The sequence below is a fragment of the Rhizobacter sp. P2_G4 genome (assembly GCF_056403575.1).
This window is the reverse complement of record NZ_JBFUFG010000006.1, coordinates 13,971-40,117: the sequence shown is the minus strand read 5'-3', so window position 1 is coordinate 40,117 and position 26,147 is coordinate 13,971. Positions and strand designations below refer to the sequence as shown.

Here is a 26,147-nt window from a genome sequence, read left to right as displayed (position 1 = left end):
CGGGCACGCGAAGTGCCGCGCTGCGCACAAGCCGCGCATTGATGAATGGCGTGGTGCTGCGTGCCTTCGCAATCTCCGGCGCAGCTTCGGGCCGTGGAGGCGGCCTGGCTTCACCGCCATCAACATCGCATCACGAGTCGGCAGTTGACACTGCCCGGTGTTCAAGGACCCACATGACGCAGCACGCAGGTGAACCCACCAATGGCGGCCCCATCAAGGCGCTGTTGGCAGCCCGCAGGCCAACGGCAAGCGACAAGGACTGGGCCGATGTGACGAGCTCGGCCGCTGGTGCCCTGGCCCTGTGGCGCCAGCAGCGGCACACGCACGTTCTCGCGGACTTCGGGCCGCTGGCGTGCGGCACCACGGGTTTGCAACTGGCGCGGCGCATGCGGGCCGAAGACCCGAACGTTCTGGTCTTCCTGCTGTCAGATGCAGTGAACCCGACGCAGGCCATGTGGGCTCGATCCAGCGGTGCCTTCGCCGTCGTGCCGCGGAGCCGTGCATCCATTGCGGCCTGCCTGTCCGGCTGGACGAATCACTCCTGCCGTGGCGCGCGTCTCGGTGGCGCACCGCTCGACAAGACGATGCAGGAGGCGCGCCGCATCGTTATCTCGAACCTGCTGTCCCTGGGCCAATTGAACCCGGACTCTTTGTCCGCCATCGAGAAGGCCCTCGCTGCAGAGCACAAACTCGACGGCCGCGCATCCGCAAGCGCAGAAGACATCGCGCGCACCGTCGCTCAGCGCATGTGCCCGCGCGAGCAGTACCCGGTGTTCCTGAAGTGGTTCACGCAGGCCATCCCGACCCACGTTCGCGCGGAGACACCGCGGCCTTGCCGCGCGGCGACGCTGGATCAGGACGCGACGATCACCCCGCAGGCGATGCGCGCGCCCGAGTTGCCGGTGGGTTGCGTCGTGTAGTCATCGGGCTTGGCATGCACGATCACGCCCTTGCCGAGCAGGCCGTCGACACCGGTGCCGATGCTGACGCCGTCCATCTGGAAGCTCGCCTGCGCATTGCCGGCAGCGTCGGCCTTCAGCGCTGGCATGTCGCCGCCGTGGTGCGCTGCGTTTTGCGGGCCGTGCGGGTGGCCGCTCGGGTTGAAGTGGCCGCCGGCGCTCATGCCATCGGGAGCCGAGCAATCGCCCTTCTCGTGCACATGGAAGCCGTGTTCCTGGTTCGGCGTCAGGCCGCTGAGTTGAACGCGCACGTTGACGTGCGAACCGTCCTGCGTAAACCGCACCGTGCCGTTGGCCGCGTTGCCTTGCGTGGCCTTGAGCTGCGCTGTGGCAGTGGGCATGGCCTTCGAAGCCGTGCCGCCGGAGCTCATGCAACCGGCCAGCGCCATTGCGGCCAGCAGGAGGGGAATCGTGAATCTTGGAGCCGTCATGATCATGGTGTTCTTCTGTCGTAGTAGGTGAATCTGAGACCGGCAAAAGGGTGCGCTTAACGAAGACACACCCTCCATGCAGCCGCGGCGGCTCGAAGGTGCTTCCACCTTGTCAACGCCCCTCGCCGCCCTGCATTCTCCAGCCACGACGTCTCGAGGACATGACGGAGCTCTGACGGGGTTCCAACGAACCCTCTCGATCAGAAGCTGTACCGGGCAGAAACGGCGACGATGTCGCTGCGCAGCTTGTACGAGCCTTGCAGCGTACTGCCGCTGGATGAAGTGAGGCTGACGCTGGTGTCCTTGATGAACAAGTGCGTGTAGCCCACGCTGTAGGCCAGCAGCTTGCTCGCCTGCCACGTCGCCCCGAGGGACAGCCACTTTCGGCTGACATCCGGCACGCGGACGTCTCGCACCGCATCGGTCACGGGGGTCTGGTCATAGGCGAGGCCGCCACGGAAGGTCCAGCTGTCATTGGCCCGGTACTCCGTGCCGACCGAGTAGAACGATGTGTTCCGGTAGCCGAAGTGCAGCGTCTCGTCGGGCAGGTTGGATGCGAAGTCGAGCACCACGCTGCCGAACTTTTCCCATTGCGTGCGCGAGTAGTCCGCCATCACGGTCCACTGGTCGTCGAGTTGCTGGCTGACGCTGAGCGTCCACGACGACGGCATCGTCAGCTCGGTGCTCGCGGTCGTGCTCACGAAAGTGTTGGGCCTGGCCGCAGACAACACGGCGTTGGCAGCAGCGGGTATCGAGAAGTCGACCTGGGCGTTCTTCGGCTTGTGCTTGACTTCGGAGCGGTACGCCAACCCGATCGTCGTCCCCTCGACCGGACGCAGCAGCGCGCCAAGCGTGTAGCCGACCGCGGTGTTGTGACCGTCGATGTTGATGTATCCGTCTGCACTGGTCGGCGAGAAGCCGGGCACGCTGGAGGCGGCAAGCAGCGCACCGAAGTCAACCGCGTCGCGCAGCTTCACCTCCATGCGCTCGGCGAACACCGAAGCACCGAGCGACAGGGCCTCGTTCACCTTGTACGACCCCGCTACGCCGGCATCGATGGCTTTCAGCTCTGTTCTCACGCCCTGGTAACGGCCGACCCAGCCGTCGTCGTATTCGGTCTTGAAGCCGAACGGCGCCGTGACGGACAAGCCCAGATGAACTCGATCCGTCACAGGGGTGTGGAAGTACAGCGAGGGCACCGCGGCGGTGTCGCCGGCATTGCCGCCATTGCCTCCGGACAGCGGGCGGCCCAGCGCGTCGTTGCCTGTGCCGTCGAACTTGACGGAGTAGTCAATGACGGCGACGTCGGCCTGGATCAACCGCCCGTTCAGCAGCGTCATGGCGGCCGGGTTGTTCGCGATGACGGTGGCGTCTCCACCTTGGCTGATGGAGCCGGCGAAGGCACGGCCCTGGCCTGCGGCACTTTGCTCCTTGAGCTGGAAGGCGGCGGCGTGGGCGGTGCCGACGCAGGCGAGGCTGGCTGCGACGGCGAGCAGCGTCTTCTGTTGCAACTGGGTGGAGTTCATGCGTGTCGCCTCAACGTCCAACCACAGGTGCGGACGGATCAGCGCGTAGCTTCTCCACCAGCGCGGCGAAATCCGGCGATGACCGCATGGCCTGGTAACGAGCCAGGGCGGCCTGGTATTGAGGGTTCCGCTCGTCGTGGTAATCACTGAAGTACCTGGCGGCCTGCATGCCCGAGAGACGCCAGATGTGCAGGTCCGCCATCACCTCGGCGCGGCTGAGTGGCTGGGGCGTCGCAGCTACGGCAGGTGGTACCGATACCACGATGGGTTGTGCCATCGCAGAACCTGCGGTGAGGCCGGAAGCGATCAGCAGAGCAATGTTCAGAGCTTTCATCTTGATTCCTTGAAGTTGATGAGTGGGGGTGCGATCGATGTCGACCATGCACAGTGATCGACTGTTCTTGTTCGTCATGTCGTGACTCAACACGTTTCGCCGGGTGCGGCGCTCAGCGAGAGGGTTTCAACGGCCTCTGCCGAGATGCTGTTTCGTCCGTTGAGCCGATCGAGCTTTTCGGCACTGCTCAGCTGTCGCGTGGTGATGCGAACCACCCGGCACGACGGCGCCTCGCCGAGCAGGCGGGCTTGAGCAATCGCCTCGTGGGTGCCGGCGCCGAGATGCTTCAGATAAAGCGCGCGTGGCCCCAGCTCCGGTCGCTTCTCCACGCGAACGGGAGGCAGGTCGGGCGCGTGCTCGCACTGGCTGGTGTCCCCAAGCACCGCGCATCGGTACTTGGCATCGACGAAGCTTTGCGCTTGCGCTGTGGCCGCTGCAAGCAACAGAGCGGCATGCAGTGCGAGTTGCGACATGCGGGGAATCTGCGCGAAGCGAAAGCTCTTCAGCTTCCGAACAGCAGATGGAAGTCCCGCGTTCCGTGTGTTCATTTCGTGTTTCCTTTTGCGTGGGAAGCGAGTGGTGTTCATGCAGCCGCGGCGAGCGGCGCGCCGGCCGGTGCGTGGGCCGGGCTGTCACGCCGGACGCGGAACCAGGCGGCATACAGCGCGGGCACGAAGACGAGCGTGAGCGCCGTGGCGACGACGAGCCCGCCCATGATCGAGATGGCCATCGGTCCCCAGAAGACGCTGTGCGTCAGCGGGATCATGGCCAGCACCGCGGCGGCTGCCGTCAACACCACGGGCCGCGAGCGCCGCACCGTGGCGTCGACGATGGCGGTCCACGGCGCCACGCCGCGCGCGATGTCCTGGTCGATCTGGTCGACCAGGATGATCGAGTTGCGCATGATCATGCCGCTCAGGGCGATCACGCCCAGCAGCGCGACGAATCCGAACGGCGCCTGGAACAGCAGCAGCGCCGGCACCACGCCGATCAGCGCCAGCGGCGCCGTCATGAACACCATGAACAGCCTCGAGAAGCTCTGCAGCTGGATCATCAGCAGCGTCAACATCACCGCGAACATCGCCGGGAACACCGCGAACAGCGCGGTGTTGGCCTTGTCGCTCTCTTCGATGGCGCCGCCGTCTTCGATGCGGTAACCCGTGGGCAGGCTGTCGACGATGGGTTGCAACGACGGCCGGATCTGCGCCGTGGCGTAAGGGCCCTGCACGCCGTCGACGACGTCGCTGCGCACGGTGAGCACCATGTCGCGGTTGCGCCGCCACAGCACCGGCTCTTCGAAGCTTGGCTCCACGCGGGCCAGCTGCGACAGCGGAACCGTCACGCCGCTGCGCGTGAACACTTGCAGGTCGCCGAGTTGGCCGATGCTCTTGCGCTCTTCGGGTGTCGCTCGCACGACCACGTCGATGAGCTCTTCGCCGCGGCGGATCTGCGTCACGGGCGCACCATCGAGCGTGGTCTGCACCAGGCCCTGGATGTCGGCCGATGACAGGCCCAGCAGCCGTGCCTTGTCCTGGTCGACGTGGACCTGCATCGAGCGGACCTGCTCGTTCCAGTCGAGTTGCGTGTCGCGTACCAGCGTGCTCTGGCGCACCGCGTCGCGCACCCGGTAGGCGATCTCTCGCACTTGCGTCTTGTCGGGGCCGATGACGCGGAACTGCACCGGGAAGCCCACCGGCGGGCCGAACTCCAGGCGCGTGACGCGCGCCGTGACGTCGGGCAAGGCCTCGTCTTTGGCGAAGAGCTCCATCAGCCGTGTGCGCACGCGTTCGCGCTGTTCGATGCCCGCCGTCTTGATGACGAACTGCGCGAAACCCGGATTCGGAAGCTCCGGCTGGATCGACAGATAGAAGCGCGGCGTGCCGGCGCCGGTGTAGGCGGTGAAGAACTCGATGTCGGGGTCCTTCACCAGCTGCGCTTCGAGCAGCTTCACCTGGCGCTCGGTTGCGGCGAAAGACGCGCCCTCGCGAAGCCGCAGGTCCACCAGCAGTTCCGGCCGCGATGCGGTGGGGAAGAACTGCTGCTGCACCGTCAGCATGCCGGCTCCGGCGATGGCGAAGATCAGCACCGTGGCGCCAAGCACCCAGGCCCGGCGTTGCACCGCCCAGTCGATGACGGCACGCAGCCGGTGGTAGACGGGCCGGTCGTAGACGTCGTGGTGTGTGCCGGCCGCGAGTTTCTTGGGCAACAGCAGCACGCCAAGGTACGGCGTGAAGATCACGGCCACCAGCCACGACAGAATCAGCGCCACCCCGACGACCCAGAAGATGCCGCCGGCGTACTGGCCCGCAATCGACTTGGCGAACCCCACCGGCATGAAGCCGGCGGCGGTGACGAGCGTGCCAGTCAGCATCGGGAACGCCGTGGACGTGTAGGCGTAGGTGGCCGCATGCAGCCGGTCCCAGCCCTCCTCTAGCTTCACCACCATCATCTCCACGGCGATGATGGCGTCGTCCACCAGCAGGCCCAGCGCGATGATCAGCGCGCCCAACGAGATGCGGTCCAGCGCCCAGCCGGCCGCGTACATGACGGCCGCCACCAGCCCGAGCACCAGCGGCACGGATGCGGCCACCACGATGCCGGTGCGCCAGCCCAGGAACAGGAAGGACACCGCCAGCACGATGGCCAGCGCCTCCAGGAACGAGCGCTCGAACTCCCAGACCGACTCTTCCACCACGCGAGGCTGGTCGGCGTACTGCTGGATCTCGACGCCCGCCGGCAGCTCCTGCCGCACCTGTGCCAGTCGCTGTTCCAGCGCGTGCCCGAAGTCGAGCACGTTTCCGTTCGCCTGCATCGTGACGCCAATGGCCAGCACCGGCACGCCGTTGTGGCGGATCGTCATGCTGGGCGGGTCTTCATAGCCGGTGCGCACGATGGCGATGTCGGCCAGCCGCAACAACCGGCCTCCCACTTCCAGCGTCACGTTGGAAACATCGGCGGCGCTGCGCAGCCCGCCGTCGACGCGCACCTGCACGCGGTCATGCGCGGCATCGGCTGAACCGGCCGGGGCCACCAGGTTCTGGCGCGACAGCGCCTCGAACACCGCCGTCGCCGGAATGCCGAGCGCGGCCAGCCGCCGGGTGGACAGCTCCACGTACACGCGCTCGGCCTGCTTGCCCAGCACATCGACCTTGCCGACACCGGCCACGCCCTGGATGCGCCGCTTCACGTCTTCGGTGACCGATAGCAGTTCGGCCATCGACAGCTCGGGCGCGCTCAACGCGTAGAGCACGCTGTAGCGGTCGTTGTACTCGTCGTTGAAGAAGGGCCCGCGCACGCCTTCGGGGAACTCCTGGCGCACGTCGCCGATCTTCTTGCGCACCTGGTACCAGGCGTTGTCGAGCTCGGCCTTGGTGCTGCCGCCCTTCATCCACAGCGTGATGCCGCCGTAGCCTTGGCGCGAGAAGCTGCGCACGTATTCGAAGTGATCGAGCTCCTGCAGCCGACGCTCGATGCGGTTGAGCACCTGGTCCTGCACGTCCTGCGCGGTGGCACCAGGCCACACGACGATGGCCGTCATCTGCGGCACGTCGAAGTTGGGGTCCTCCAGACGGCCCAGCCGGCTGAAGGACATAACGCCGACGATGAGCGTTGCGATGATCAGGAACAGCACCATCGGCTGGTGCGTGACGGCCCATTCCGAGAGATTGAAGCGTTTCATGACTGCCCCTGTGAGCTGGTCTTGGCGACGGGGGCCGGTGCGGCTTCGGGCGCACGTTCGACAGCCCGCACCTTGATGCCTGCATCGAGCTTCTGGGCACCGACGCTGACCACCCGGCTGCCGGCGGCCAGGCCGGTGACGCGCACCGACGCGTCGTCCATGCCGACCACCTGCACCGGCTGGAACGCGAGGCCGGAGCCCTTGGCGTCCAGCACCCAGACGCCTGCGGAGCCGCTGGCCTTCACCAGCGCCGTGACCGGCAGCGCGACTGTTGCCGCGCCCGAGCTCGCGTCGGACAGGTTCAGCTGCATGGTGCTGCCCAGTGGCAGCGCCGCGACCTGCGCGCGCGATTCGGGGGCCGCGGCGTAACGCACGCGGAAGGTCCGGCCCTGCGCGCTGGCCAGCGGCGACAGTTCGCGGAGCACCAGCCGCAGCGGTGCCTTCGCGTCTTGCGCCGCGCCGTGCCAGGGCGTGGCCACGGCAGTGAGCGTGCGCGCACGGCCTACCCATTCCTCGGGCAGGTCAGCAACGATCTCGCGCTCGCCGTCACGGGCCAGCGACAGCACGGGCTGGCCTTCGGTGACCACCTGACCGCGCTCGAAGTGCAGCGCCGTCACCACACCGGCATAGGGTGCGACCAGCGTGGAATAGCCTTCGCGATTGCGAGCCAGATCGAGCTGGCGGCGGGCCTGGTCCAGGCGCGCTGCAGCTGCGTCGGCACGCGCCTTCTGGCGCTCATGGTCGGCAGCGCCCACCGAACCGTCGGCAAGCAGGCGGCGCATGCGGGCCTCATCGGATGCGGCCTGTTGCGCATCCACCGAGGCAGCCTGCACCTGATCGGCAGCCGCCCGCGCGGCCAATTGATAGTCGGCCGGGTCGAGGCGAGCGAGCGGCTGGCCGGCCTTCACGACGTCACCGACCTCGATCAATCGGTCGACCACTTTGCCGCCGGCGCGAAAACCGAGGTCCGTCTCGACACGGGCTCGAACCACGGAGGTGAAGGTGCGCGTTTGCGCAGACGCCGTTTGCGTCACCGTGGTCACGAAGACAGGCTTGGCGATGGCGGCGGGGGCGCTCGGCTCACTGCAGGCAGCCAACAGCACACTGGCTGCTGCAATGACGGTGAGAGTCATTGACGGAGGTATCTTGTTCATTGGGGCGTCCTTGCAAGAGAAGTCGTGACAGCACCGGTCAGCGCAAAGCCGCCGCCGAGTGCCTTGTAGAGTTGGACGTCGGCCAGCACCTGTTGAAGGCGGCTGTCCGACAGGGCGAGTTCGCTGGCCAGCACCGAGCGCTGCACGTCCAGCAACACCAGCAGGTCGATCTGGCCTTCGCGCTGCAGCGACTGGGCACGTTGCAACGAGCGGCGACGGTGGTCGACGGTGCGGCTCAGCGCGGCGGCGCGCTCGGCCTCTTCGGTGCGCACGAGCAGGCTGCTCTCCACTTCTTGCACGGCCACCAGCACCGCCTTCTGCCAGGCCAGCAGCGCCTCATCGGCCCGCGCCGACTGCACGCGGATGCCGGCGTCGATGCGACCGGCATTGAAGATCGGCGCGGCAAACGCCAGCGCGACATTCGAGAAATGCACCGGCGCGAGATCGAGCGCATTCAGCCGCAGGTCCTCGCGGCCGAACAGAGCACTCAGGAACAGTTTGGGCCACCACTGCGCGCGCGCCTCGGCGCCACGCAGCGTCTCGGCCGCAACGCGCGCCTCCGCGGCGATCAGGTCGGGGCGACGTCGCAGCAGGTCGCTGGGCTGGCCGGTGCCGATGTCGCGCGCGGCGGGCCAAACGAACGCCGCGCCATCGTCGACGACACGTGCCGACGGGTTGCGGCCCAGCAGCACGGCCAGCCGCGTCTGCGAGACGCCGGCCAGCATCCGCAGTGGAGGCACCTGCGCGTCGAGCGCTTCCGCTTCGGCGCCTGCGCGGTCGAGGTCGAAGGCACTGGCCTCGCCTTCGCGCTGGCGGCTGCCCACGCGGGCGGCCGTCTCGCGCTGGGCCGCAGCCAGTGCCAGCACGATGCGCAGCTGCTCTTCAGCGCTGCGCAGCACGAAGTACTGCCGCGCCACTTCGCTGGCCACCAGCAAGCGCGCGCCGTCCACACCGGCGGTGGCAGCCGCGGCATCGGCCTGCGCCGCATCGCGTGCGGCGCGCACGCCGCCGGCCAGGTCGATCTCCCATGCCACGTCGACACCAACACGAAGCGCGCGCGTGTCAGGCTGCCCCTGCTTGACCGGATCGGGCAGGCCGCTTTCGCTGCGCGAGGCCGACCCCTGCAAGCCCACCGTGGGCCACAGGCGAGAGCCCTGCGCATCGCGGCCCGCGCGGGCCTGGGCCACGCGTTGCAGGGCGATGGCCACGTCCTGGTTGGCGGCCAGGGCCTCGTCGATCAACGCTGTGAGTACCGGGTCGCCATAGCCGGCCCACCAGGCACCGTCGAGAGCCTGGCCGGCACCGGCCGCAGGCACGCCGTGCGCGAAGGCGGTGGTCAGCGGCACCGATGGCGATGGGGGCTGCACGGGCGCTACCGAGCAGGCCGACAAGAGCACCAGCGACGCCAACGCGACGGGTCGGATTGCCCAAGCGCTTGGGTCGAAGAGGCTGCGATGCAGAGGGGGCGTCATGGTGTGATTCATATACTGGACGATTGAGTCCAGTAAGTCTAAGCGAACTATAATGGACATTCAAGTACATTAAATAAGATGCCCAAAAACGACACCGAGAACGACGTCGCACCGACACCACGCCGCGGCAGGCCGCGAGATCCCGAGCGCAACCGCCGCATCCTGGATGCGGCGCGCAGGCACTTCTATGCGCACGGCCTGGAGCGGGCCAGCGTGGACGCGATCGCCGCCGACGCCGGTGTCTCGAAGATGACCATCTACAGCCACTTCGGCTCCAAGGAAGGGCTCTTCGAGGCAGAGGTACGCGACCGCACCGAGCGCGTGGTCGGCGGTGTCGCCGGCGCCGAAGCACTGGACGCGACGCAGCCCCAGAAGGCGTTGCTGGCGATCGGCGAGCAGTTCCTGACGCTGGCGCGCGAGGACGAGGCGCTCGCACAGTTCCGCTCGCTCTACGGTGCCGCCGGGGTCCACCCCGAGGCGTGCCAGGCCTTCTATCGGCAGGGAGCCGACCGGCTGATCGGCGACCTGGCCGCCTACCTGCGCCGCGCGGACGCGGCCGGCACGCTGAAGGTGAAGCACCCGCGGCAGGCGGCGGATCTGTTCCTGTCGATGTTCCTGGGCGATGGCCACATCCGCGGGCTGCTCATGCTCGAGATGCCGGATGCGCGCGAGAACCGGGCGCTGTTGCGCGAGGCGGTCAGGGTGTTCATGGCGGCCTACGCAGTAGGTGCGTGACGCGGCGGCGATCGGCGCTGTCGCCTGGCCGCCTCGGCCCGATACGTTCGATCTAGAACACCGCTGGCAAGGCTTGCGTCAAGCGTCGCCTTCGCCGAACTCTTTGTCTGACCGGGGCGCGCGCGGCGCCTGCTCGTCAAGCGACTGCCGATACCGGACACAGCCTCGTAGAAACTGAGGCCACTCCGGGACCAGCAGTGTGGGCTCCACCCGTTCCGGCAGAACCGACCACAGGTCCGGGTGGTGCCAACACAAGTCGTGGCCCGTCGAGTCCCTGTGTTGGCGTATGGCTTGCCGAAGCTTGTGCACTTCGGCCACCAGCTGCTCGCGGGACAAGGTGTCCAGATCGTCGTCCATTCTTGGAACTCCGGAAGTATTCTCTTGCCAGACTTAGCCGACGTGACTCAGTTCGACTGACCCGCTTGCGACGCGGCAATCAGTTCGGCCTTGTCTCTGACGAGATCCGCGGAGCGTCCGCTTTCGAGCAGCGTCTTGAGGTCGCAGAGAACAATGCTGAAGCCCTCGGTTGCGTTCACAGCCTCGCTCTCGTCCTGCAGCCCTGAAGCTTCGATGGCGAGACGCGTGGCAGCGTCACCGCGTGCTTCGAAGAGCAGGTTCACGCTGTTGCCGTCGGACCAGTCAAAGGCGATGCGCTTCGGGCTTTCGAACGCCGTGACGGTGACAGTTTCGGTGGCTCCCGGCACCATGAAGTGCCACCTGACCTGAGCCCCTTTCTCGAGAGGCCCGGTCGTGCTTTCCAACCAGTACTTCGTGATCGTCTCAGGGTTGACGAAGGCGTCGAACACCTCAGCGGGAGGACGACGAATGAGCATGCTGGCCTGAGCAAGGTGGTCTTTCATGGCGTGCCTCACCTCTTCGAAGTGCGTTCAAGGCGTGTTCGTTCTCACTCTACGCGCAGCAACGAAAAACTAGCTTCTCCGCCCTGCCCTCAGCCGGGGATTGGCAAGGGTTGACGAGCGGCCCGGGTCACTTCAACAACTGCAGCACCTCGCTGTCCGCAGCTGCGCGGCAGGTGGACGGGTCACGTGGGTCCCAGTCGGGGTTGTGCTCGTTCAACAGCGCACCGACCACGAGCTCCATGGCCAGTTCGCGCCGCAGGCGTACGGCCTCACGGCGCGCATCGGCTGCACCGGCCAAATCTGCCAAGCCACCGTTCGCGCTCGGCATGTGAGCAGGTGCGTCGGCGGCGAGCATGGTGGCCACATGGGACACCATCTTCTCGAGCTCGTTGTTGACGAAAGACCGAAGCGCCGTTTCGTGGTTCTGTTCATCCGAATTCATCGTCGATCCTCATGGGGCGCGGAGCCCGTCACTGTGGCGTGGATTTATTTCACCGGTAGCCGTTGTCCATGGCTTCCTGGTGCGCAGCGATCTCAGCCTGACCACGCGTCAACGGGCCTGCCGCCGGGCCATCGGTCCGAGGACTCGATGACGCGAACACCGGCCTGGGCTCGCTGACGTGTCCCGAGGGCATCGGGTTGTCGTAGTCGAAATGGTTGTCGCGCTCCCACTTGTCGAGCGCCTTCCCGTATGCCGCACGGTCGGTGTAAACCTCGCCCTGCGGCTCGACCGGCGCCGGCTTGGTGGACGCGGGTTCAATGTGATTCGACGGTTTCTCCTTGGACGGCTTGATATCGCCAAGCTGTGACATCAGCCCGAGAAGCTCCGATTGCGACGAGTTCAGTTCCTGCTTGCGGTTCAGCAACGACGCTGTGGGGCTGCCGGGAGGGGATGTTGGCTCTTGCGGGCGCTGAGCAGTGGTAGGCGCCGGTTGCGCTGGCCGAGCCTGAACCGAGACAGGCGCAGGCCGTTTCTCCGGCGCGGGCGGGTTGGCAGGCCGAGTCCGAACCGAATGGGGAATCGGTCGCTCTTGCGGGGCTGGCGCGTTCGCTGGCTGAGTCTGAACCGAAGCAGGGGTCGGCCGCTCCTGCGGGGCGGGTGGGTTGGCGGGCCGTGTCCGAACCGAGTGGGGAATCGACGGTTTCTGCGCGGTGGGCGGCGCGGCTGCTGCGGGTGGCTGAGCTGCCTTTGCGGGTTGCTGGGGTGGTGGCGAGACGGGAGTTTCGATGTCCACCAGCGGCGCGAGCGGCGCCGTCGGCCGCGTGGTCGCCTGTGTCACCGGCGTGTGTGCCGTGTGCCCGGTTGCGGGCTTGGCAGGTGTCGGCTTGGCACTTTCGAAGCCGTTGTCTTGCACCCACTTGTCGAACGCGGCAGAAAAGCCGGGATCTTGAGCGATGGTGCGCGGCGGCACCTGCGGTTCGGGCTGCGGAGCGGTGGATGTCGGCCGCCCTTGCGCTGCGGCCGGCGCCGGTTGCTGGGGTGCTGGCAGCGCTGGTGCTCCGATGTCGATCAGCGGGGGAAGCTTGGCCGACGCCAAGCCAGGCTGCGTGGGCGGCAACGACACGCGTGTGCGCAAGGCCGCGTCGTCTGCGGTCTTCGCGGGTGTCGGCTTGGCGCCATCGAACTTGTTGTCCGACACCCATTTGTCAAACGCCGAAGAATCGATGGTGACGGCTTGTTGAGGCACCTGGCCTCCGGGCCGAGGCGCGGCTTGGCTTGCGCCGCCGCTGAACGCGTTGTACGCACTCGCCACCGTGCCTGAAAGACCCGTGACGGCCGACTTCACGAAAGCCATGGCGTTCTTCACCGAGGGGTCGGAGAACAGCCGCAACCCTGCACTGAGCGCGCCTGCATGAAAGCCACCGAGCTTCTCGGCAAACGAGGACCGTCCACCCCGGGCCTTCGCAGCAGGAAGGGCGCTGGGGCTCGGCCCGATGTTGGCAGCGCTGCCAGTCTGGGTCGTCTCTGCAGTGGACAGGCGTGGCGAGAAACGGTTCGAAATCGACATTGGTTTTCCTTGATCGCGCACATGGCGCAGCGCCTCGACGCGGCCACAGACTTCACGGACCTGGGCTCGCGTGTCAATGCTGAAGGGCCGCCCCTGGCCTTGCCTCGCGCCCACGAAGCAGCGCATGGCGAAACGAAGCTTTGCGCAGTGCTGCGGCCTGCGAGGTCACTGGACAGTCAGCGGCGGTTCAGATGCCAAAGCCTCGGCTGTGACACGCATCACGGTCGTCGGGATTGATCGCCGTGGTGAGCAATCGATCATCGAACCGTCATGCCTTCTGGAGCGTGGGCACCTAGCATCGCCTCTCGCTTTCCGACGCAGCCTGTTCACTCCAACGTGTGCTTGCGCAGGGAATCCGACTGAGCCACTCGCACAGATTCTTGAGAAACGCTCCCATGCTTCCGCTTTCTTCAGCGCCCCGGCGCGATCCACCTCGGGCGGACCCATCTGTCATGAACCGCGAGGCTGCCACGGCGCCACAGGTAAAGCGCGAACTCCGGCTGCACCTGCAGAACCTGAATGACAACGACCTTGCGAAGGTGAACGCCTTCCTGAGAATCGGTGGCGAGCGTTTGCAATGCGAGTGGACAGTCGTGTTCGACGGCGAGTTCGAAGTGCTGATGCGTGGGAGCGATGTGCGCGGCGATGTGCACGGCACGGCGGGCCCCGCCGCGGCCACCGTGTGCCTGGCCGATGCCGGTACGGGGCAGCACGACGCCGTCGAAGCACTGGCGCGCCCGCTGCAGTACGAAGCCCTCTTGGATGCGCTGTCTGCGATGGAGAACCGCATCGCCAGCACACCCGCTCTGCGTGCCGTTCCGCGTGCGTTCCCGCCAGACGCGAGGTTCCGACTGCTCCGCTGGCCCTCGGCCGACCTCTTGCAAGGAGACCGTGACCGCCAGCGCCTGGCGAGCTTTCTGTTGACGCGGCTCGTCGGCCTGGATGAGTTGGCACGCCTGAGCCACGTGGGCAAGCCGCAGTGCGCTGAGTTTCTCGCTCTGCTCGCCACGACCGGCACGCTCGACATCGCGGCGGCTGACGCTGTAGCGACCACCATCACAGCGCGCGCCGAGCCTCGGGCCAATCATCAGGAGTTCGACGCCCACCACTTCGCCACCATCCGTCACGGCCTGGGGTTGACATGGCGATGACCCAGCACAAGATCGTTTTCAGCGGGCCGCCCGGAGCCGGCAAGACCACCGCCATCGCCATGTTGAGCGACACGCCACCGGTGGTCACCGACGTGCGCAACACCGACGTCGGGCTCAGCAAGGAGCTCACCACTGTGGGCCTGGACTTCGGCCAGGCCGACCTCGGCAACGGCCAGTGCGTGCGGCTGTTCGGCACGCCGGGGCAACTGCGCTTCGACTTCATGTGGCGAATCATTGCCACCGACGCACTCGGCCTCGTGATCCTGATCGACAACACGCGGCCCGATCCGCTGGACGACTTTGCAACCTATCTCGACGCCTACGCCGACCTGCTCCCGACGATCAACTGCGCCGTCGGCATCGGCCGCACGGGCGAATGCGCGCTGCCGACGGTCGACCAGTTCAGCAGTCTGTTGGCCGAACGCGGCCTGGCATTCCCGGTTCTGCCGGTGGACGTGCGTCGGCGCGAAGACGTGCTGATGCTTGTCGACACCGTGCTCATCCAGGCCGAGATGCGCACATGAACGGAATGACCTTGTCCACGCCCACTTCCACCCTGCTCCACCCGGCTCGACAGACCGCTCAGGCTCTGTTCGCCGAGGTCGATGGCGCCCGCGCCGTCGTGATCGCCACCGCCGATGGCTTCGACCTCGCGCATGCCGGCCACCAGACGATCGACCCAGCGCGCTTGGCCGCGATGGTCAGCTCCGTGTCCGCGCTCGGCGACGCTGCCAGCCGCGAGACCGGCATCGGCACACCCCGCTATCTGGTCATCGAGTCGTCTGATGGGCGGCTCGTGGTGCGCTGCATGCAGGTGCAGCAGCAGGCGCTCGTCGCGGTCGTTCTCACCGACAAGTCGGTGACGCTGGGTTTCGTGCTGAGCCATCTGGCACAGGCCGAACAGCTGATGAACGCGGCATGAACCTGCCCCAGATCGATGCCGAACTCGACCGCATGGCAGCCCACCCCGGCATCGTCGGCTGTGCGCTCGTCGACGCACAAACCGGGCTGGTGTGGGCCAGTCGCGGCGGCGCAGCGGAGGCCACGCATGTGTGGGAGGCGGCCGTGGATTACTGGCGACTTCACGACCGCCAGAAGCTTCACTTTGCGGGCCTCGGCACGCTCGGTGCGGCAGTGATGTACCACACCGGCGGCGTGCTCGCCGTGTTCCCGTGCTGCACCGACCCGAACGTGCTGTTCGTCGCCCACGGCGAGCACCGCGGTGTCGACTGGATCGCCTTGCAGCGCATGGCGCGCGAGCTGGGAGACCTGCTGCACCGCTCAGGCTAGGGCTTCGTTCGCCCCAACAGACATGCCAGTCCGGAGATCGGGCATGGCGTTGCGCTCACCTCGTGAGCGACGCTGAAACGATCTCCACTCCGGGTTCATGACGAACCCACCTCAACCAACGATTGGAATCAAGATGGCAACCATCAGACAAGCCCTGGACGACCTGCTGACCGTGGACGGCGCGATGTGCGCAGCTGTGGTCGACTCTGCAAGCGGCATGATGCTCGGCTCCTCGGGTTCGGGCGTCGACCTTGAAGTGGCCGCAGCCGGCAACACCGAAGTCGTGCGCTCCAAGCTCAAGACCATGCGCCAGCTCGGCCTGAACGACGTGATCGACGACATCCTGATCACGCTGGGCAAGCAGTACCACATCATTCGCCCGGTCTCGCGCAAGGAAGGCGTGTTCGTCTACTTCGTGCTGGACAAGAGCAAGTCGAACCTGGCGCTGGCTCGTCGCAAGGCGCAAGACGTCGAGCGCGAACTGACGATCTGATCCCCGGAGCTCAGCGGGCGGCGACCGCATGTGCGTCGCCTTCCCGCAGGCTCACGGGCCGTCTCGGAGGAACGACTTCGCCCCGCTCCGAGCGTGCTCTCGCCGTGATCGCACAGCGTATCGCCGCGACGGCGAAGTCCATGCGAATCGACAGAGGCCAAGAACCTTTCTGAACAGCAACGCGAGCAGTGCGAACCACTGACGCGCGATTGCCAGCGCGATGCGTCCGCAGTCTCGACGCTCAGCGTGCGCCGCGAAGGTAGCGCCGGTTGCGCGGTGCGTCCGGATCGCCCGGATCGGGCGCGGGCGAATCTTCGGAGCCACTCGGGCTCCCGCCCGTGGTGGTCGGCATCGGCCGAGAGGCAGCCGGCTGTGCAGCCGCCGTAACGGAGTCCAAACCTCCGCTCGACCCCAGATGGAACCTCGACGATGCGCTGGGCGTGGCATTCGGCGCGGCGCCTGCCGCGGGAGCTTCTCTTTCGCTGAAAACGACCTGCCGGGCCAGCGAGATCAACTCCGTTTGCTCGGTGTATTCGCACATCAGCAGCACCTCTGCCGCATACACGGAGTCGGCGAGCAGGCGATCCATTTCAACCGGAATCTTCTGCCTCAGCAAAGCGAGCCGCAGCCGCATCGCGAGTACACCTCGGGACATTTGTGGATGCACTTGCAACTCGCTTCAGGAATTCAGGGGACGGTAGGCAGGCACTACTCGATCTGCTCGCCGTGCTGCGAGAGGTCCAGTCCGTCCTGCTCTTCCCCGCGCTTGACCCGGCATCCCACGATGAGGTCCAGGCCCTTCATCAGCAGCCAGCTCACGGCGAAGCTGTAGCCGAGCACCGCCGCGACACCGATCGCCTCGGCTTGTGGCTGCCCCTTGCCACCGGCCAACTCGGCGATGGTGAAGAACGGCGTGAGCAGCGAACCGACGATGCCCACCGTGCCATGGATCGCAAAGACATCGAGCGAGTCGTCGATGTTGAGCAGTGGCTTGAGCCACAGCAGCGATGCAAAGGCCACCAAGCCGCCGACCATGCCGAACAGGTAAGCCGCATCCACGCCGACGTAGCCGGCCGCGGGCGTGATGGCCACCAGCCCGGCGACGGCGCCGGTCGACATGCCCACCAGGCTGGCCTGGCCCTTCATCATCCATTCGCACAGCACGAACACGACCGCCGCCAGCGACGCCGCGATCTGGGTGTTGACCATCGCGAGGGACGCGGCGCCGTTGGCCGCTAGTGCCGAACCACCGTTGAAGCCGAACCAGCCAATCCACAGCAATGCGGCACCGATCAGCATGTAGGCGAGGTTCGACGGGATCATCGGCTCGCGGCCGTAGCCGTTCCGCGGGCCCGCGACGAGTGCACAGGCCAGGCCGGCCGCGCCCGCGTTGACGTGCACCACCATGCCGCCGGCGAAGTCGCGCACGCCCATGGCGTACAGCCAGCCCTCGGGATGCCACACCCAATGCGCGACCGGCGCGTAGACGAGCACAGACCACAGGCCGCAGAACAAGGCAACGACACCGAACTTCACCCGCTCGGCAAACGCGCCGACGATGAGCGCCGCGGTAATGATCGCGAACGCTCCTTCGAACAGCGCGAACGCCGGCGCGGGGATGTGCGGCGCAAGCGCGTGGACCGGAACGCGGTCTCCCTTGGGCAGGAACGGAAGGTTCAGGTTCATGTCGAACGAACCGATCATGGGCGAGCCCGATGCGAAGGCCAGCGTGTAACCCACTGCGAACCACAGCACGCTCACGACGGCGGCCACGATGAACACCTGCGTCATCGTGCCGAGGATGTTCTTCTTGCGGACCAGGCCGCCGTAGAAGAAGGCCAGCCCGGGCAAGGTCATCATCAGCACGAGGGCCGTGCTGGTCAGCATCCATGCCGTGTCGCCTGCGGAGATGGCGCTCGCCGCCACCGTGGAATCGACCGTTGGCGCCGCGCCGGCCGCCGTGGTGGCCAGCAGCGCGAGGCCGCCAGCGCACATCGCGATCAGACCCCTTGCGTTGAACGAGACGCCGCTCGGCACTGGCGATGACGCGCCCCCGCTGTCGTGATGGTGCGGGCTCGGTGATCTTTCGTGCTGCATGCGGTGTGCCTCCTGGGCCTTGAATGCATCGAGCTGCGCGTTGTCGCAGTCATCGATGGCACCCACGGCTTTTGTTCATGTTCTGTCGGGTATGAATTGCAGCACCCAGTACGCGGAGAGTCATTACGGAGCCATGTGCGACTCATGACCGCGCGTCGATCATTCAAGGCGGAGGGGAAGCACGTGGAAAATTCACGTGCCCCATTCGCTTGCCACCGCGCACGCAGGCGCGAAGCGGCCTCGGCTCGAGGACCGAGGACCGAGGACCGAGGTCCGGCCGAAGCGACGCGGCGGTTCGCTTCTCCACCGACTGCTTCGCCAAAAGCCGCGGCGGACCGACCGGCGCTTCATACCCTCTTCTCTTCACATCCTTGAGCACCGCTCGCGATGCAAGGCATGGCAGGCCATCGGCGTGGCTGCAGCAGCGCCACCGACGCGCCATGCCGCGCCATCGTTGCGGGCGGTCGCCCATCACACCCGACAACTCACTGGCAGCAACCATGACAGAACTCTTGACGCGACCGCGCACGACCGCTCCCGCAATCGAGTCACCTGCCCACCTTGCCGAACGCGGGTGGAATGCACTGCGCGACGGCAACACCGACCTGGCCGAGGCCCTCTTCAGCATCATCGGAGCACTTCCACGACCTCCGGCGTTCCGTGCCGCTCATCACCAGCTGCCGCTTCTTCGCCGATCGACAGGTGCGCGAGCAGCGCATCGAGGCCGCATCGGCGCGTGTCGCCCAAGCGCTCGGGCGAAACTCGCTGCTCGCGGCCGCACACCTTGATGGCAGATGCGCCGCGGCCACGATGGAGCCGCTGATTCGCGGCACCACCGGCACACTGGTGTCGCTGCAGGTCGGCCCGAGAACGGCAGACCTCGACGAGCTGCCGGAGGCATTGAAGCAGCGCATCGTCACGCCACTCGGAGCCGACGCAGACTTCTACGACACGGCCTGCCTCGCGTCCATGCTCGACGACGTGTTGACGGTCGACACCTCGGTTGCCCACCTGACCGGCGTCGCAGCGAAACGCGGCCTGGTCGTCAAGCCGGCCGCACCGGAGTGGCGGTGGGTCGAGCGCGACGGGAGGTCACTTTGGTACCCGCATCTGCGGCTGATGGATCGGCGCTGCCTGCGCTGGCCCAAGATCCAGGCTGACGCGGCCGCATAGTGTTCGACGCCAAGGGCCGCTACGTTTTCGCGGCGCTGAAGTAAGGGGCTGCCTCGTCGTCCGCCTTCTTGCGATAGCTGGCAATCTGACCTTCATCCGCCTGTGCCAGCGCCGCTGAGAGCGCGGTTGCGTCCAGGTCCCGGCAGTACGCGAACGTTCCGGGTTGTTGCCGCCACGAGTTGGCCAACGATCCGCCATCGATGGTGTCGAAGCCTATTGCCCGGACGACCTCCTGCACCAGCGTCTTGGACTCGGGGTCGTCTCCAGCCACCGGGAGGCAGATGCGGCCCGGGGTTCCTGCAGGGAGGCCGCCATCCGCCAAGCTGCTCGCGACGATGCTGTTGAACGCCTTGATCACCGGCCTGCCCAGCACCGTTGCCACCCATTGACTGTCGGTCAAACCGTTGTCGATTTCGACGATGGCGCCATCGCGCGTCGGATAGTAGTTGCCGGTGTCGACGACCACGGCGGAACTCGAGCGCAGTGCCTCGATCGGTAGTTGCGGAACAGCGGCCTGAGGAACGGCAATGATGACGAGATCCCGAGATCTTGCGGCCTGCTCTGCCGTCACAGCCGTCGCGCCTGTGTCGGCCGAGACTGCCGCCAGTGACTGCGGACCTCTGGAGTTGCCGATGGATACCTCATGTCCGAGAGACACCAGATGCCGCGCAAGGGTGCTGCCGATGTTGCCTGAGCCGATGATTCCGATGTTCATGAACGGGGTGTCTCCTGCCGGTTGGCGGGTTGCGATGTCGAAATGATCGTCGGCGCGGCCGCTCTTGCCCAATGCTTTTTTGTATAGCCCTTGATGCATTGAAAGCACCGCCATGACCACGAACCCAGCCGGGTTCTGGTTGTGGTGACCGCATCGACGTACGTCTCAGCCGACGGTATCTGGATCCGGCACAGTGAAGTCGTCGAGCCACGAGACCTCTGTGAGCTGCTCGATGAACAGCATCCGAGTCGCGCCTGACTGCGAGAAGCAAGCGTCAAAAAAAACCTGGGGCAAGCCCCAGGTTTTGAACCCGAGCCACTTCTGGAGAGGAGACCACGAACCGCGATGTAGATAGCGGTTGACTCGGGAGACACACAGACAACAGTGCAAAAAGTATGGCGTGGCGACGAGCCCTGGTCATGACCAAGCTGTGATCATTCGTTGATAAATCGCCACCTTCGCCCTCGTGCTCCGTACTTCGGTTCGGCCCGGTCGATCTGAGCCGGTAAGCCTTACCGTGTGCAGACCAACATGCCACCCGAATCAACCGCACCGACGCGAACATGAAGCTGCACAACACCGTGCCGGCACCGCCTGCATCGGCAGAGGCCCTCGCGGAGCAGGTGCTGTCGGACGAGGCATCGACACAGGCCGGCAGCCAGGTGGCACCACGTGATGCTCTGCGCGAAGCCCTGCCATCGCGCAACGCTGGCGAGGGGTCGAGCCGAACGGCCAGGCGCAGCGGTGCCAGCATCCTGCGCAGCATCGCGAGCGCGTCGGCAGGCGGGAGCTCGCATGGCGCGCAGCGCACGCAAGCATTCGCGGTGCGACAAAGCGAAGACGTTCAGATCCAGGACGACGGCACGGAGGAGTCCATAGCGCTGCCGCAAGAAATGGACAGCGCCATTGCCAATTGGGCGAGCGACGCGATCGATCAGGCGACCACCCAAGCCGGCGATGGCGCGGAGTTGCTCACTCGCCCGTCTCACCAGCGGGTGACTCGCGATGGACGCCGGCAACGGCCGCGCGGACGGCAGCATCAGGCTCAAGGGCAGTCGCAAGAACAGTCTCACGATGAGTCCCAAGACCGGAGCCAGCAAGCGGCACACGCCGCTGTGGATGAAGGCGGAGACGGCGTGCAAACCTCGCAGAACTTCACTGGTGGTTCGTCCAATCAAACGCTTGCGGGCGGCCACGCACGAAGGCCTGGTTCTGCGGGTGAGTCGCCATGGAGCCCGCACTCAGCAGCGCGTGGCACCGCTCGCATCGCACCGCTTGCCGCCGCGGTGCCGGCACAGCGGCAGGTGGATGAGCTCGAGTCGACACTTGCCGCCGACAAGTCGAACGCGGATGTGGTTGCCGCATTGCTGTGGGCCTTGGCCGCAGTGGTCGTGGTGATCGTCTGCGCGCTGCTGTTCACTGTGTTCTCGGACGACGCGCCCGACCCCGCTCAAGATCCGGCTGTTGTTCACCCGACGCGTCAAGACGCACCACCAGGCATGCAGAAGTCACAGAGGTGAACGTTCCGACGGACATCGGACAAGTGGCAGCGCACCCAACGTGTGAACGAGTGCACAGCATCAGGTGCACGTCGTCGCGTCGTCATGATTCAATCAGAACTCAGAAATACTTGTCTCGCTGCTCAAACCTATATTCGCAGCCGACTTGACGCCGCTCGCCGCGGTGGTCGATCGAAGATGCCAGCGCCGGAGCAAAGCTTCCGCGGCCTCAAAGCAAGCCACCAAAAAATCGATGGCTCTCGCACCACCGCCCACTCACCACGAGACACCACCATGCGTTTGTTGTTAGCGTCCTGCGCCATCTCCAGCTCCTTGAGCTTCGCCTGCTTGCCAGCAATCGCCAAGGACAGGGTCAGCGACGAAGCCATCGTCATTGGCCAGTCCGCCCCCTTCAGCGGTCCCTCGGCGCAGCTCGGAACAGATTTCAACCTGGGTGCACGCACATACTTCCAGATGGTGAACGACAACGGTGGCGTGCATGGCCGCAAGATCGAACTGCGTGCGAAGGATGATGCCTACGACTCCAACCTGACGGTTCAGAACACCAACGACATGCTCGACAAGGAACACGTGCTCGCGCTGTTCGGCTACGTCGGCACCACCACCACGTTGGCGGCCCTGCCGGTCATCACAGCCGCCCAGGTGCCGTTCTTTGCGCCGGTCACCGGAGCCGATGCACTGCGCGAGCCGTTCAACCGCTACGTGTTCAACATGCGAGCGAGCTATCACGACGAAGCCGAATACATCATCGACCAGCTGTCGATCACCGGAATCAAGAACGTCGCCGTCTTCTATCAGAACGATGCCTACGGCAAGTCGGGGCTCGACGCCATGGTCAGGGCCAACGAAAAGCGCGGCCAGAAAGTGTCGGCCACGGCCATGGTCGAGCGCCACAGCACCGACGTGGGCGCCGCGGCCAAAGCGCTGCAGGCGGCAAAGCCGGCCGCGGTCGTGCTGATCAGCTCCTACTCGTCGAGCGCCGCGCTCGTCAAGGAAATGAAGAAGAACGGCTACAGCGGGCAGTTCGTCAGCGTGTCCTTCGTCGGCGGCAAGGCGCTGGCCGACGAACTGGGCAGCGTCGGCGCGGGCGTGATGGTCTCCGAAGTCGTGCCCTTCCCCTGGGGCGAGGCCACGCCAGTCCAACGTGAATATGCCGGGGCCATGCACAAGGCCGGCGTACCGGGCTTCGGCTTCGGGTCCATGGAAGGCTTCTTGGCCGCGAAGACCCTCGTCGAGGGACTGCGCCGCGCCGGGCGAGACGTCACACGGGCCAAGCTGATTGCCGCGCTGGAGACGATGACCAACTGGGACGCTGGCGGCTTTCGCGTGTCATTCAGCCCGTCCAACCACAACGGCTCACATTCCGTCGAGATGACGATGATCGGCACCGGTGGGCGCTTCGTGCACTGAAAGGGCGTGAACCAGAGAGCGTGACCGACCGGTGATGGCTGCGTTCATCACCGAGGCCTGAACTACCATGCGAGCCCGGGCAGGCAACGACCTGCCCTGCGGCGACATCAAGGCACGGTAGGACATGCGCCTCAAGCACATCGAAGTTTTCAACGCGATCATGCTGACAGGCTCCGTGAGCGGAGCCGCCCGGCTACTGCACGTGACGCAGCCGGCCGTCACGCAGACGCTGCAGCACGCCGAACTTCAGTTGGGCTACACGCTTTTCACACGCCAGCGCAACCGCCTGGTGCCCACCAGCGAAGCGCAGGCGCTGTACCCCGAGGTGATGCGGCTGGTCTCGCAACTCGAGTCGGTGCGGCGGCTGGCCGGTGCCTTGAAGTCAGGCAAGAGCGCCGAGCTGCGCTTGCTGGTCGTGCCGTCTCTCGCGGTGCGGGCGCTGCCCGATGCGCTGAAGCTGTTTCGAAAGCTTCACCCCGAACTCGCGGTGTCGATTCGCACACTGCACTCCAGGCAGATCACCGAAGCCATCGCGCTGCGCGAAGGCGATGTGGGCATCGTCTACGGGACGTCGCAGCACCCGGCCGTGCAGCACGTGCCCGTGGCCATGGGGCGGCTGGTGTGTGTCTCGCCGCTTCGCTCGCCAGGCAGCGACCGGCGCACCACCATCGAGTTGGCCGAGGTGATGCGCGGCGGGTTCATACGCATCGACGAGCGCGACCCCATCGGCGCCATGCTGGCTGAGCAGTGTGCTCGCCAAGGCCTGGCTGCTATCGGCGGCGTCACCGTGCAGACCCATCACATCGCCATGGTGCTGGCCGAGCAAGGCTTCGGGCCAGCCATCATCGATTCGTTCACCGCAGCCGCCAGCACCAGCGACACGCTGCACGTGCGAACCCTGCTGCCAGAGGTGCCTGTGAGTGTGCAGGCGCTGCTGCCGCAGGGTGTGCGTTCGGCTCGGCCGGCAGCCGATCTGATCGAGTCCTTCAAGGCCATCGTCGGCACAACGCCCTGAGGCGCGGGGCCGGGGTCAAGGGCGAATTGCCAGCGCGTCCACGCGGAACGGATCGGCGTCGATGGTGGACGGTCGTTGGCCCATCAGGCTGGCGAGCACCTCCGCACTGCCTGGCGCGAGCGTCAGGCCCAGGGCACCTTGGCCGGCGTTGACCCACAGGTTCGACCAGCGCGTTGAGCCGACGAGCGGCCGGCCGCTGGGGGTCGCGGGGCGCAGCCCGGCCCAGGCCTGGTTTTCGCGGAAGTCGCACGCTCCTGGGAAGGTCTCTCGCACGGCTGCGCACAAGGCCTCGATGCGCCGAGCCTGCAGCGCTCGGTCGTGTCCGCGCAGCTCAGCGAAGCCTGCGACGCGCAGGTGATCGCCCAGGCGCGCGTGCACCAGCTTGCGGGCGGTGTCGGTCACGCTGGCACGCGGCGTTGCCGCGGCATCCACGATGGGCAGCGTGACGCTGTAGCCCTTGATCGGTTCGATGGGCAGGGCCAAGCCCAGTGGGCCCAACAAACCGGCTGCGCTCGGGCCCGTTGCGAGCACGAAGTGGTCGGCGGTGATGCTGCCCTCGCCCCGGCCGAGGCGCGCTGCCTGGATGGCGCCGCCTTGCATCTCGAAGCCGCACACCTCGCGCCCGAACACGAACGCAGCACCACTGGCCCGTGCGAGTTCATTCGCAAGCGCCGCCGCGTCGACGACCTCTTCGCTGGGCGTCCACACACCAAAGGCGATCCGGCCTCCACCTGTCGCGGCGAGCGCGGGCTCGAGCACCCCGCATTCATCCGCTTCGACGATCTGCTGTTCGCAGCCCATCGCGGCCTGCCAGGCCAGTTGACGCTGTACCCCAGCGCGTGCTGCCGTGTCGCGGTAGATGACCAGCTTGCCGGGCCGGCCATGCAGCGTCGCCGCACCCATCCCGGGCTGCTCCTGCAGCCAGCCATGAAGCACGTCGCGGCTCAGGAACGACAGCGCCAGCAACGCCTTCGTCGTGCTGCGAACCTGTGACCAGCGGCAGGCCAGCGTGAAGGCCATGAGCCAGCGCAGGTGAGACCACTCGGGCCGCGGTCGCCAGCGCAAGGGGCTGTCGGCAGACAGCAACCACCCCGGCAAGGCCCGCAGCGTCGCCGGGGTGGCCAGCGGTTCGACGTAGCTGTAGCTCAGCTGGGCGCCATTGGCGCGGCTCGCGCCCTGGCCGGGAATGGGCATCGCATCGACCAGGGTGACGCGCCAGCCGTCGCGTGCCAGCGCGTAGGCGGTCGCGCAGCCGACGATGCCGGCGCCGATCACGCAGGCATGGCGCGATCTCATCGCTTCGACTTCATGATTTGATGGCCAACTTGCGTTGCGACAGCGACCACGCCACCGCACGCCGAGCGAGTGCATCGGTCGCATCGATCACCGGCAACGGCGAGTTGCTTGCGTCGAGCACCAAGGGCACTTCGGTGCAACCGAGGATCAGCGCTTGTGCACCGCGCCGCGCCAGGGCCTGCGCCGCGGCACGCAACAACTCGGCACCGCGATCGAGGGCGCCCGCCTTGACCGCGGCGATGCCTGGCATCACCAGCTCGAGCATCTCCGTCGCGGTGGGCAGTGCCCACTGCACGCGCGTGGCTTTCGCCGATCGCGGCACGCGGTTCACATACAAGCCGGAAGCCAGCGTCGCGTCGGTACACAGCAGGCCGATCGGTGCACCGGTGCCCACCTTTTCTGCCGCATCTTCGAGTGCGGCGTCGACCAGGTGCAGCATCGGCAATGCCAACGCACGCTCGAGCTCGGCAAACCAGAGGTGGGCCGTGTTGCACGGGATCACCACCAGGCCGGCACCGGCACGCGCCAGTCGCTGGCCGCTTGCGACCATGGCGGCGAGCGGCGAGATGCCGTCACCCCTAAACGCTGCGGTGCGGTCGGGCACCTGGGGGATCGAGCTGACGACCATGGGCACATGGTCCTGGTCGGACACCGCGGGCGTCGCGATCAGCACCTTGCGCATGAAGTCGATAGTCGCCAACGGCCCCATGCCGCCCAGCACACCGATCAGGCCTGGAGCCTCTTCGCGCGGTGGCGAGGAGTCCCGAACGCTGTCGTCGGCCAGGGCTTGCACCGAGTGCCCGCCGTCCAGTTCGATGACGACCACGC

27 protein-coding genes are annotated in these 26,147 nt (G+C 66.5%); 11 read left to right on the top strand and 16 right to left on the bottom strand.

Going from position 1 to position 26,147, the window contains the following annotated elements; translation table 11 throughout:
• The first annotated feature begins 173 nt into the window (after positions 1-173).
• Positions 174-920 carry a response regulator gene (locus tag AC1DYS_RS21130; protein ID WP_477902787.1) on the top strand — a complete coding sequence of 249 codons (747 nt, stop codon included), beginning with the start codon at positions 174-176 and terminating at the stop codon, positions 918-920.
• Here the strand turns inward: AC1DYS_RS21130 and AC1DYS_RS21125 are convergent.
• The 7 genes from AC1DYS_RS21125 to AC1DYS_RS21095 all read right to left on the bottom strand — a co-directional run bounded on the left by AC1DYS_RS21125 (position 854) and on the right by AC1DYS_RS21095 (position 9,555).
• Entirely contained in the window at positions 854-1,390 is a 537-nt protein-coding gene (locus AC1DYS_RS21125) for a superoxide dismutase family protein (RefSeq protein ID WP_477902785.1), read from the bottom strand. The two genes, AC1DYS_RS21130 and AC1DYS_RS21125, sit on opposite strands and share 67 nt — an antisense overlap.
• Before the next feature lie 200 nt (positions 1,391-1,590).
• Positions 1,591-2,916: an outer membrane protein transport protein gene (locus AC1DYS_RS21120; RefSeq protein ID WP_477902783.1), complete on the bottom strand. Its 1,326-nt coding sequence runs from the start codon at positions 2,914-2,916 to the stop codon at positions 1,591-1,593.
• 10 nt (positions 2,917-2,926) lie between these two features.
• Entirely contained in the window at positions 2,927-3,328 is a 402-nt protein-coding gene (locus tag AC1DYS_RS21115; protein WP_477902781.1) for a DUF4148 domain-containing protein, read from the bottom strand.
• 8 nt (positions 3,329-3,336) lie between these two features.
• Entirely contained in the window at positions 3,337-3,798 is a 462-nt protein-coding gene (locus AC1DYS_RS21110; RefSeq protein ID WP_477902779.1) for a hypothetical protein, read from the bottom strand.
• 35 nt (positions 3,799-3,833) lie between these two features.
• Positions 3,834-6,929: an efflux RND transporter permease subunit gene (locus AC1DYS_RS21105; RefSeq protein ID WP_477902777.1), complete on the bottom strand. Its 3,096-nt coding sequence runs from the start codon at positions 6,927-6,929 to the stop codon at positions 3,834-3,836.
• Complete coding sequence (locus AC1DYS_RS21100) at positions 6,926-8,062, bottom strand: efflux RND transporter periplasmic adaptor subunit (protein WP_477902776.1); 1,137 nt, start codon at positions 8,060-8,062, stop codon at positions 6,926-6,928. Before AC1DYS_RS21100 ends, AC1DYS_RS21105 begins: the two co-directional genes overlap by 4 nt.
• Positions 8,063-8,079: 17 nt before the next feature.
• Positions 8,080-9,555, bottom strand: a complete 1,476-nt coding sequence (locus AC1DYS_RS21095) for an efflux transporter outer membrane subunit (RefSeq protein WP_477902774.1) — start codon at positions 9,553-9,555, stop codon at positions 8,080-8,082.
• A gap of 78 nt (positions 9,556-9,633) precedes the next feature.
• Between AC1DYS_RS21095 and AC1DYS_RS21090 the strand changes: the two genes are divergently transcribed.
• Entirely contained in the window at positions 9,634-10,290 is a 657-nt protein-coding gene (locus AC1DYS_RS21090; protein WP_477902772.1) for a TetR/AcrR family transcriptional regulator, read from the top strand.
• 78 nt (positions 10,291-10,368) lie between these two features.
• On the opposite strand, the gene AC1DYS_RS21085 is transcribed toward AC1DYS_RS21090, so the two are convergent.
• The 4 genes from AC1DYS_RS21085 to AC1DYS_RS21070 all read right to left on the bottom strand — a co-directional run bounded on the left by AC1DYS_RS21085 (position 10,369) and on the right by AC1DYS_RS21070 (position 13,159).
• On the bottom strand, positions 10,369-10,647 hold the full coding sequence (locus AC1DYS_RS21085) for a hypothetical protein (protein WP_477902770.1): 279 nt from the start codon (positions 10,645-10,647) through the stop codon (positions 10,369-10,371).
• Positions 10,648-10,694: 47 nt separating this feature from the next.
• Positions 10,695-11,123, bottom strand: coding sequence for an SRPBCC domain-containing protein (locus tag AC1DYS_RS21080; protein ID WP_477903285.1), 429 nt, complete (start codon positions 11,121-11,123; stop codon positions 10,695-10,697).
• A gap of 154 nt (positions 11,124-11,277) precedes the next feature.
• Positions 11,278-11,592 carry a hypothetical protein gene (locus AC1DYS_RS21075; RefSeq protein ID WP_477902768.1) on the bottom strand — a complete coding sequence of 105 codons (315 nt, stop codon included), beginning with the start codon at positions 11,590-11,592 and terminating at the stop codon, positions 11,278-11,280.
• Between the two features lie 49 nt (positions 11,593-11,641).
• The gene (locus AC1DYS_RS21070) at positions 11,642-13,159 is read right to left on the bottom strand and encodes a hypothetical protein (RefSeq protein ID WP_477902766.1); all 1,518 of its coding nucleotides are present in this window, start codon (positions 13,157-13,159) and stop codon (positions 11,642-11,644) included.
• 452 nt (positions 13,160-13,611) lie between these two features.
• Here AC1DYS_RS21070 and AC1DYS_RS21065 point away from each other — a divergent pair, with 452 nt between their 5' ends.
• From AC1DYS_RS21065 to AC1DYS_RS21045, 5 genes are all read left to right on the top strand, one after another.
• Positions 13,612-14,310, top strand: a complete 699-nt coding sequence (locus tag AC1DYS_RS21065; protein ID WP_477902764.1) for a hypothetical protein — start codon at positions 13,612-13,614, stop codon at positions 14,308-14,310.
• Positions 14,301-14,834 carry a GTP-binding protein gene (locus AC1DYS_RS21060; protein ID WP_477902762.1) on the top strand — a complete coding sequence of 178 codons (534 nt, stop codon included), beginning with the start codon at positions 14,301-14,303 and terminating at the stop codon, positions 14,832-14,834. The genes AC1DYS_RS21065 and AC1DYS_RS21060 overlap by 10 nt, the downstream gene beginning before the upstream one ends.
• Positions 14,831-15,232, top strand: coding sequence for a roadblock/LC7 domain-containing protein (locus tag AC1DYS_RS21055; protein ID WP_477902760.1), 402 nt, complete (start codon positions 14,831-14,833; stop codon positions 15,230-15,232). Before AC1DYS_RS21060 ends, AC1DYS_RS21055 begins: the two co-directional genes overlap by 4 nt.
• Positions 15,229-15,600 (top strand): hypothetical protein, encoded by a 372-nt coding sequence (locus AC1DYS_RS21050; protein WP_477902758.1) that lies wholly within the window; start codon positions 15,229-15,231, stop codon positions 15,598-15,600. Before AC1DYS_RS21055 ends, AC1DYS_RS21050 begins: the two co-directional genes overlap by 4 nt.
• 133 nt (positions 15,601-15,733) lie before the next feature.
• Positions 15,734-16,093 (top strand): hypothetical protein, encoded by a 360-nt coding sequence (locus AC1DYS_RS21045; RefSeq protein ID WP_477902756.1) that lies wholly within the window; start codon positions 15,734-15,736, stop codon positions 16,091-16,093.
• Between the two features lie 241 nt (positions 16,094-16,334).
• Here the strand turns inward: AC1DYS_RS21045 and AC1DYS_RS21040 are convergent, their stop codons facing one another.
• Positions 16,335-16,748, bottom strand: a complete 414-nt coding sequence (locus AC1DYS_RS21040; RefSeq protein WP_477902755.1) for a hypothetical protein — start codon at positions 16,746-16,748, stop codon at positions 16,335-16,337.
• Between the two features lie 53 nt (positions 16,749-16,801).
• Positions 16,802-18,256, bottom strand: coding sequence for an ammonium transporter (locus tag AC1DYS_RS21035; protein WP_477902753.1), 1,455 nt, complete (start codon positions 18,254-18,256; stop codon positions 16,802-16,804).
• A gap of 594 nt (positions 18,257-18,850) precedes the next feature.
• On the opposite strand from AC1DYS_RS21035, the gene AC1DYS_RS21030 reads away from it, so the two are divergent.
• Entirely contained in the window at positions 18,851-19,363 is a 513-nt protein-coding gene (locus AC1DYS_RS21030) for a hypothetical protein (RefSeq protein WP_477902751.1), read from the top strand.
• 19 nt (positions 19,364-19,382) lie between these two features.
• Here the strand turns inward: AC1DYS_RS21030 and AC1DYS_RS21025 are convergent, their stop codons facing one another.
• On the bottom strand, positions 19,383-20,192 hold the full coding sequence (locus tag AC1DYS_RS21025; protein WP_477902749.1) for an NADPH-dependent F420 reductase: 810 nt from the start codon (positions 20,190-20,192) through the stop codon (positions 19,383-19,385).
• A 449-nt stretch (positions 20,193-20,641) separates the two neighbouring features.
• On the opposite strand from AC1DYS_RS21025, the gene AC1DYS_RS21020 reads away from it, so the two are divergent.
• The 3 genes from AC1DYS_RS21020 to AC1DYS_RS21010 all read left to right on the top strand — a co-directional run bounded on the left by AC1DYS_RS21020 (position 20,642) and on the right by AC1DYS_RS21010 (position 24,023).
• Complete coding sequence (locus AC1DYS_RS21020) at positions 20,642-21,598, top strand: hypothetical protein (protein ID WP_477902747.1); 957 nt, start codon at positions 20,642-20,644, stop codon at positions 21,596-21,598.
• Positions 21,599-21,871: 273 nt separating this feature from the next.
• Positions 21,872-23,008, top strand: a complete 1,137-nt coding sequence (locus AC1DYS_RS21015; RefSeq protein ID WP_477902745.1) for an ABC transporter substrate-binding protein — start codon at positions 21,872-21,874, stop codon at positions 23,006-23,008.
• 124 nt (positions 23,009-23,132) lie between these two features.
• Entirely contained in the window at positions 23,133-24,023 is an 891-nt protein-coding gene (locus tag AC1DYS_RS21010) for a LysR family transcriptional regulator (RefSeq protein WP_477902743.1), read from the top strand.
• A 15-nt stretch (positions 24,024-24,038) separates the two neighbouring features.
• Here AC1DYS_RS21010 and AC1DYS_RS21005 read toward each other — a convergent pair whose 3' ends face one another.
• Together AC1DYS_RS21005 and cuyB are read right to left on the bottom strand one after the other, a co-directional pair.
• Positions 24,039-25,319 carry an FAD-dependent oxidoreductase gene (locus tag AC1DYS_RS21005; RefSeq protein WP_477902741.1) on the bottom strand — a complete coding sequence of 427 codons (1,281 nt, stop codon included), beginning with the start codon at positions 25,317-25,319 and terminating at the stop codon, positions 24,039-24,041.
• A gap of 10 nt (positions 25,320-25,329) precedes the next feature.
• On the bottom strand, positions 25,330-26,145 hold the full coding sequence (gene cuyB, locus AC1DYS_RS21000) for a cysteate racemase (protein WP_477902739.1): 816 nt from the start codon (positions 26,143-26,145) through the stop codon (positions 25,330-25,332).
• Between the last annotated feature and the right edge of the window lie 2 nt (positions 26,146-26,147).

Bases quoted from the DNA above. Each gene is read 5' to 3' on its own strand.
- AC1DYS_RS21130 (WP_477902787.1), top strand. From the start codon at position 174: ATGACGCAGCACGCAGGTGAACCCACCAATGGCGGCCCCATCAAGGCG.
- AC1DYS_RS21125 (WP_477902785.1), bottom strand. From the start codon at position 1,390: ATGACGGCTCCAAGATTCACGATTCCCCTCCTGCTGGCCGCAATGGCG.
- AC1DYS_RS21120 (WP_477902783.1), bottom strand. From the start codon at position 2,916: ATGAACTCCACCCAGTTGCAACAGAAGACGCTGCTCGCCGTCGCAGCC.
- AC1DYS_RS21115 (WP_477902781.1), bottom strand. From the start codon at position 3,328: ATGACGAACAAGAACAGTCGATCACTGTGCATGGTCGACATCGATCGC.
- AC1DYS_RS21110 (WP_477902779.1), bottom strand. From the start codon at position 3,798: ATGAACACACGGAACGCGGGACTTCCATCTGCTGTTCGGAAGCTGAAG.
- AC1DYS_RS21105 (WP_477902777.1), bottom strand. From the start codon at position 6,929: ATGAAACGCTTCAATCTCTCGGAATGGGCCGTCACGCACCAGCCGATG.
- AC1DYS_RS21100 (WP_477902776.1), bottom strand. From the start codon at position 8,062: ATGACTCTCACCGTCATTGCAGCAGCCAGTGTGCTGTTGGCTGCCTGC.
- AC1DYS_RS21095 (WP_477902774.1), bottom strand. From the start codon at position 9,555: ATGACGCCCCCTCTGCATCGCAGCCTCTTCGACCCAAGCGCTTGGGCA.
- AC1DYS_RS21090 (WP_477902772.1), top strand. From the start codon at position 9,634: ATGCCCAAAAACGACACCGAGAACGACGTCGCACCGACACCACGCCGC.
- AC1DYS_RS21085 (WP_477902770.1), bottom strand. From the start codon at position 10,647: ATGGACGACGATCTGGACACCTTGTCCCGCGAGCAGCTGGTGGCCGAA.
- AC1DYS_RS21080 (WP_477903285.1), bottom strand. From the start codon at position 11,123: ATGCTCATTCGTCGTCCTCCCGCTGAGGTGTTCGACGCCTTCGTCAAC.
- AC1DYS_RS21075 (WP_477902768.1), bottom strand. From the start codon at position 11,592: ATGAATTCGGATGAACAGAACCACGAAACGGCGCTTCGGTCTTTCGTC.
- AC1DYS_RS21070 (WP_477902766.1), bottom strand. From the start codon at position 13,159: ATGTCGATTTCGAACCGTTTCTCGCCACGCCTGTCCACTGCAGAGACG.
- AC1DYS_RS21065 (WP_477902764.1), top strand. From the start codon at position 13,612: ATGAACCGCGAGGCTGCCACGGCGCCACAGGTAAAGCGCGAACTCCGG.
- AC1DYS_RS21060 (WP_477902762.1), top strand. From the start codon at position 14,301: ATGGCGATGACCCAGCACAAGATCGTTTTCAGCGGGCCGCCCGGAGCC.
- AC1DYS_RS21055 (WP_477902760.1), top strand. From the start codon at position 14,831: ATGAACGGAATGACCTTGTCCACGCCCACTTCCACCCTGCTCCACCCG.
- AC1DYS_RS21050 (WP_477902758.1), top strand. From the start codon at position 15,229: ATGAACCTGCCCCAGATCGATGCCGAACTCGACCGCATGGCAGCCCAC.
- AC1DYS_RS21045 (WP_477902756.1), top strand. From the start codon at position 15,734: ATGGCAACCATCAGACAAGCCCTGGACGACCTGCTGACCGTGGACGGC.
- AC1DYS_RS21040 (WP_477902755.1), bottom strand. From the start codon at position 16,748: ATGTCCCGAGGTGTACTCGCGATGCGGCTGCGGCTCGCTTTGCTGAGG.
- AC1DYS_RS21025 (WP_477902749.1), bottom strand. From the start codon at position 20,192: ATGGCGGTGCTTTCAATGCATCAAGGGCTATACAAAAAAGCATTGGGC.
- AC1DYS_RS21020 (WP_477902747.1), top strand. From the start codon at position 20,642: ATGAAGCTGCACAACACCGTGCCGGCACCGCCTGCATCGGCAGAGGCC.
- AC1DYS_RS21015 (WP_477902745.1), top strand. From the start codon at position 21,872: ATGCGTTTGTTGTTAGCGTCCTGCGCCATCTCCAGCTCCTTGAGCTTC.
- AC1DYS_RS21010 (WP_477902743.1), top strand. From the start codon at position 23,133: ATGCGCCTCAAGCACATCGAAGTTTTCAACGCGATCATGCTGACAGGC.
- AC1DYS_RS21005 (WP_477902741.1), bottom strand. From the start codon at position 25,319: ATGAGATCGCGCCATGCCTGCGTGATCGGCGCCGGCATCGTCGGCTGC.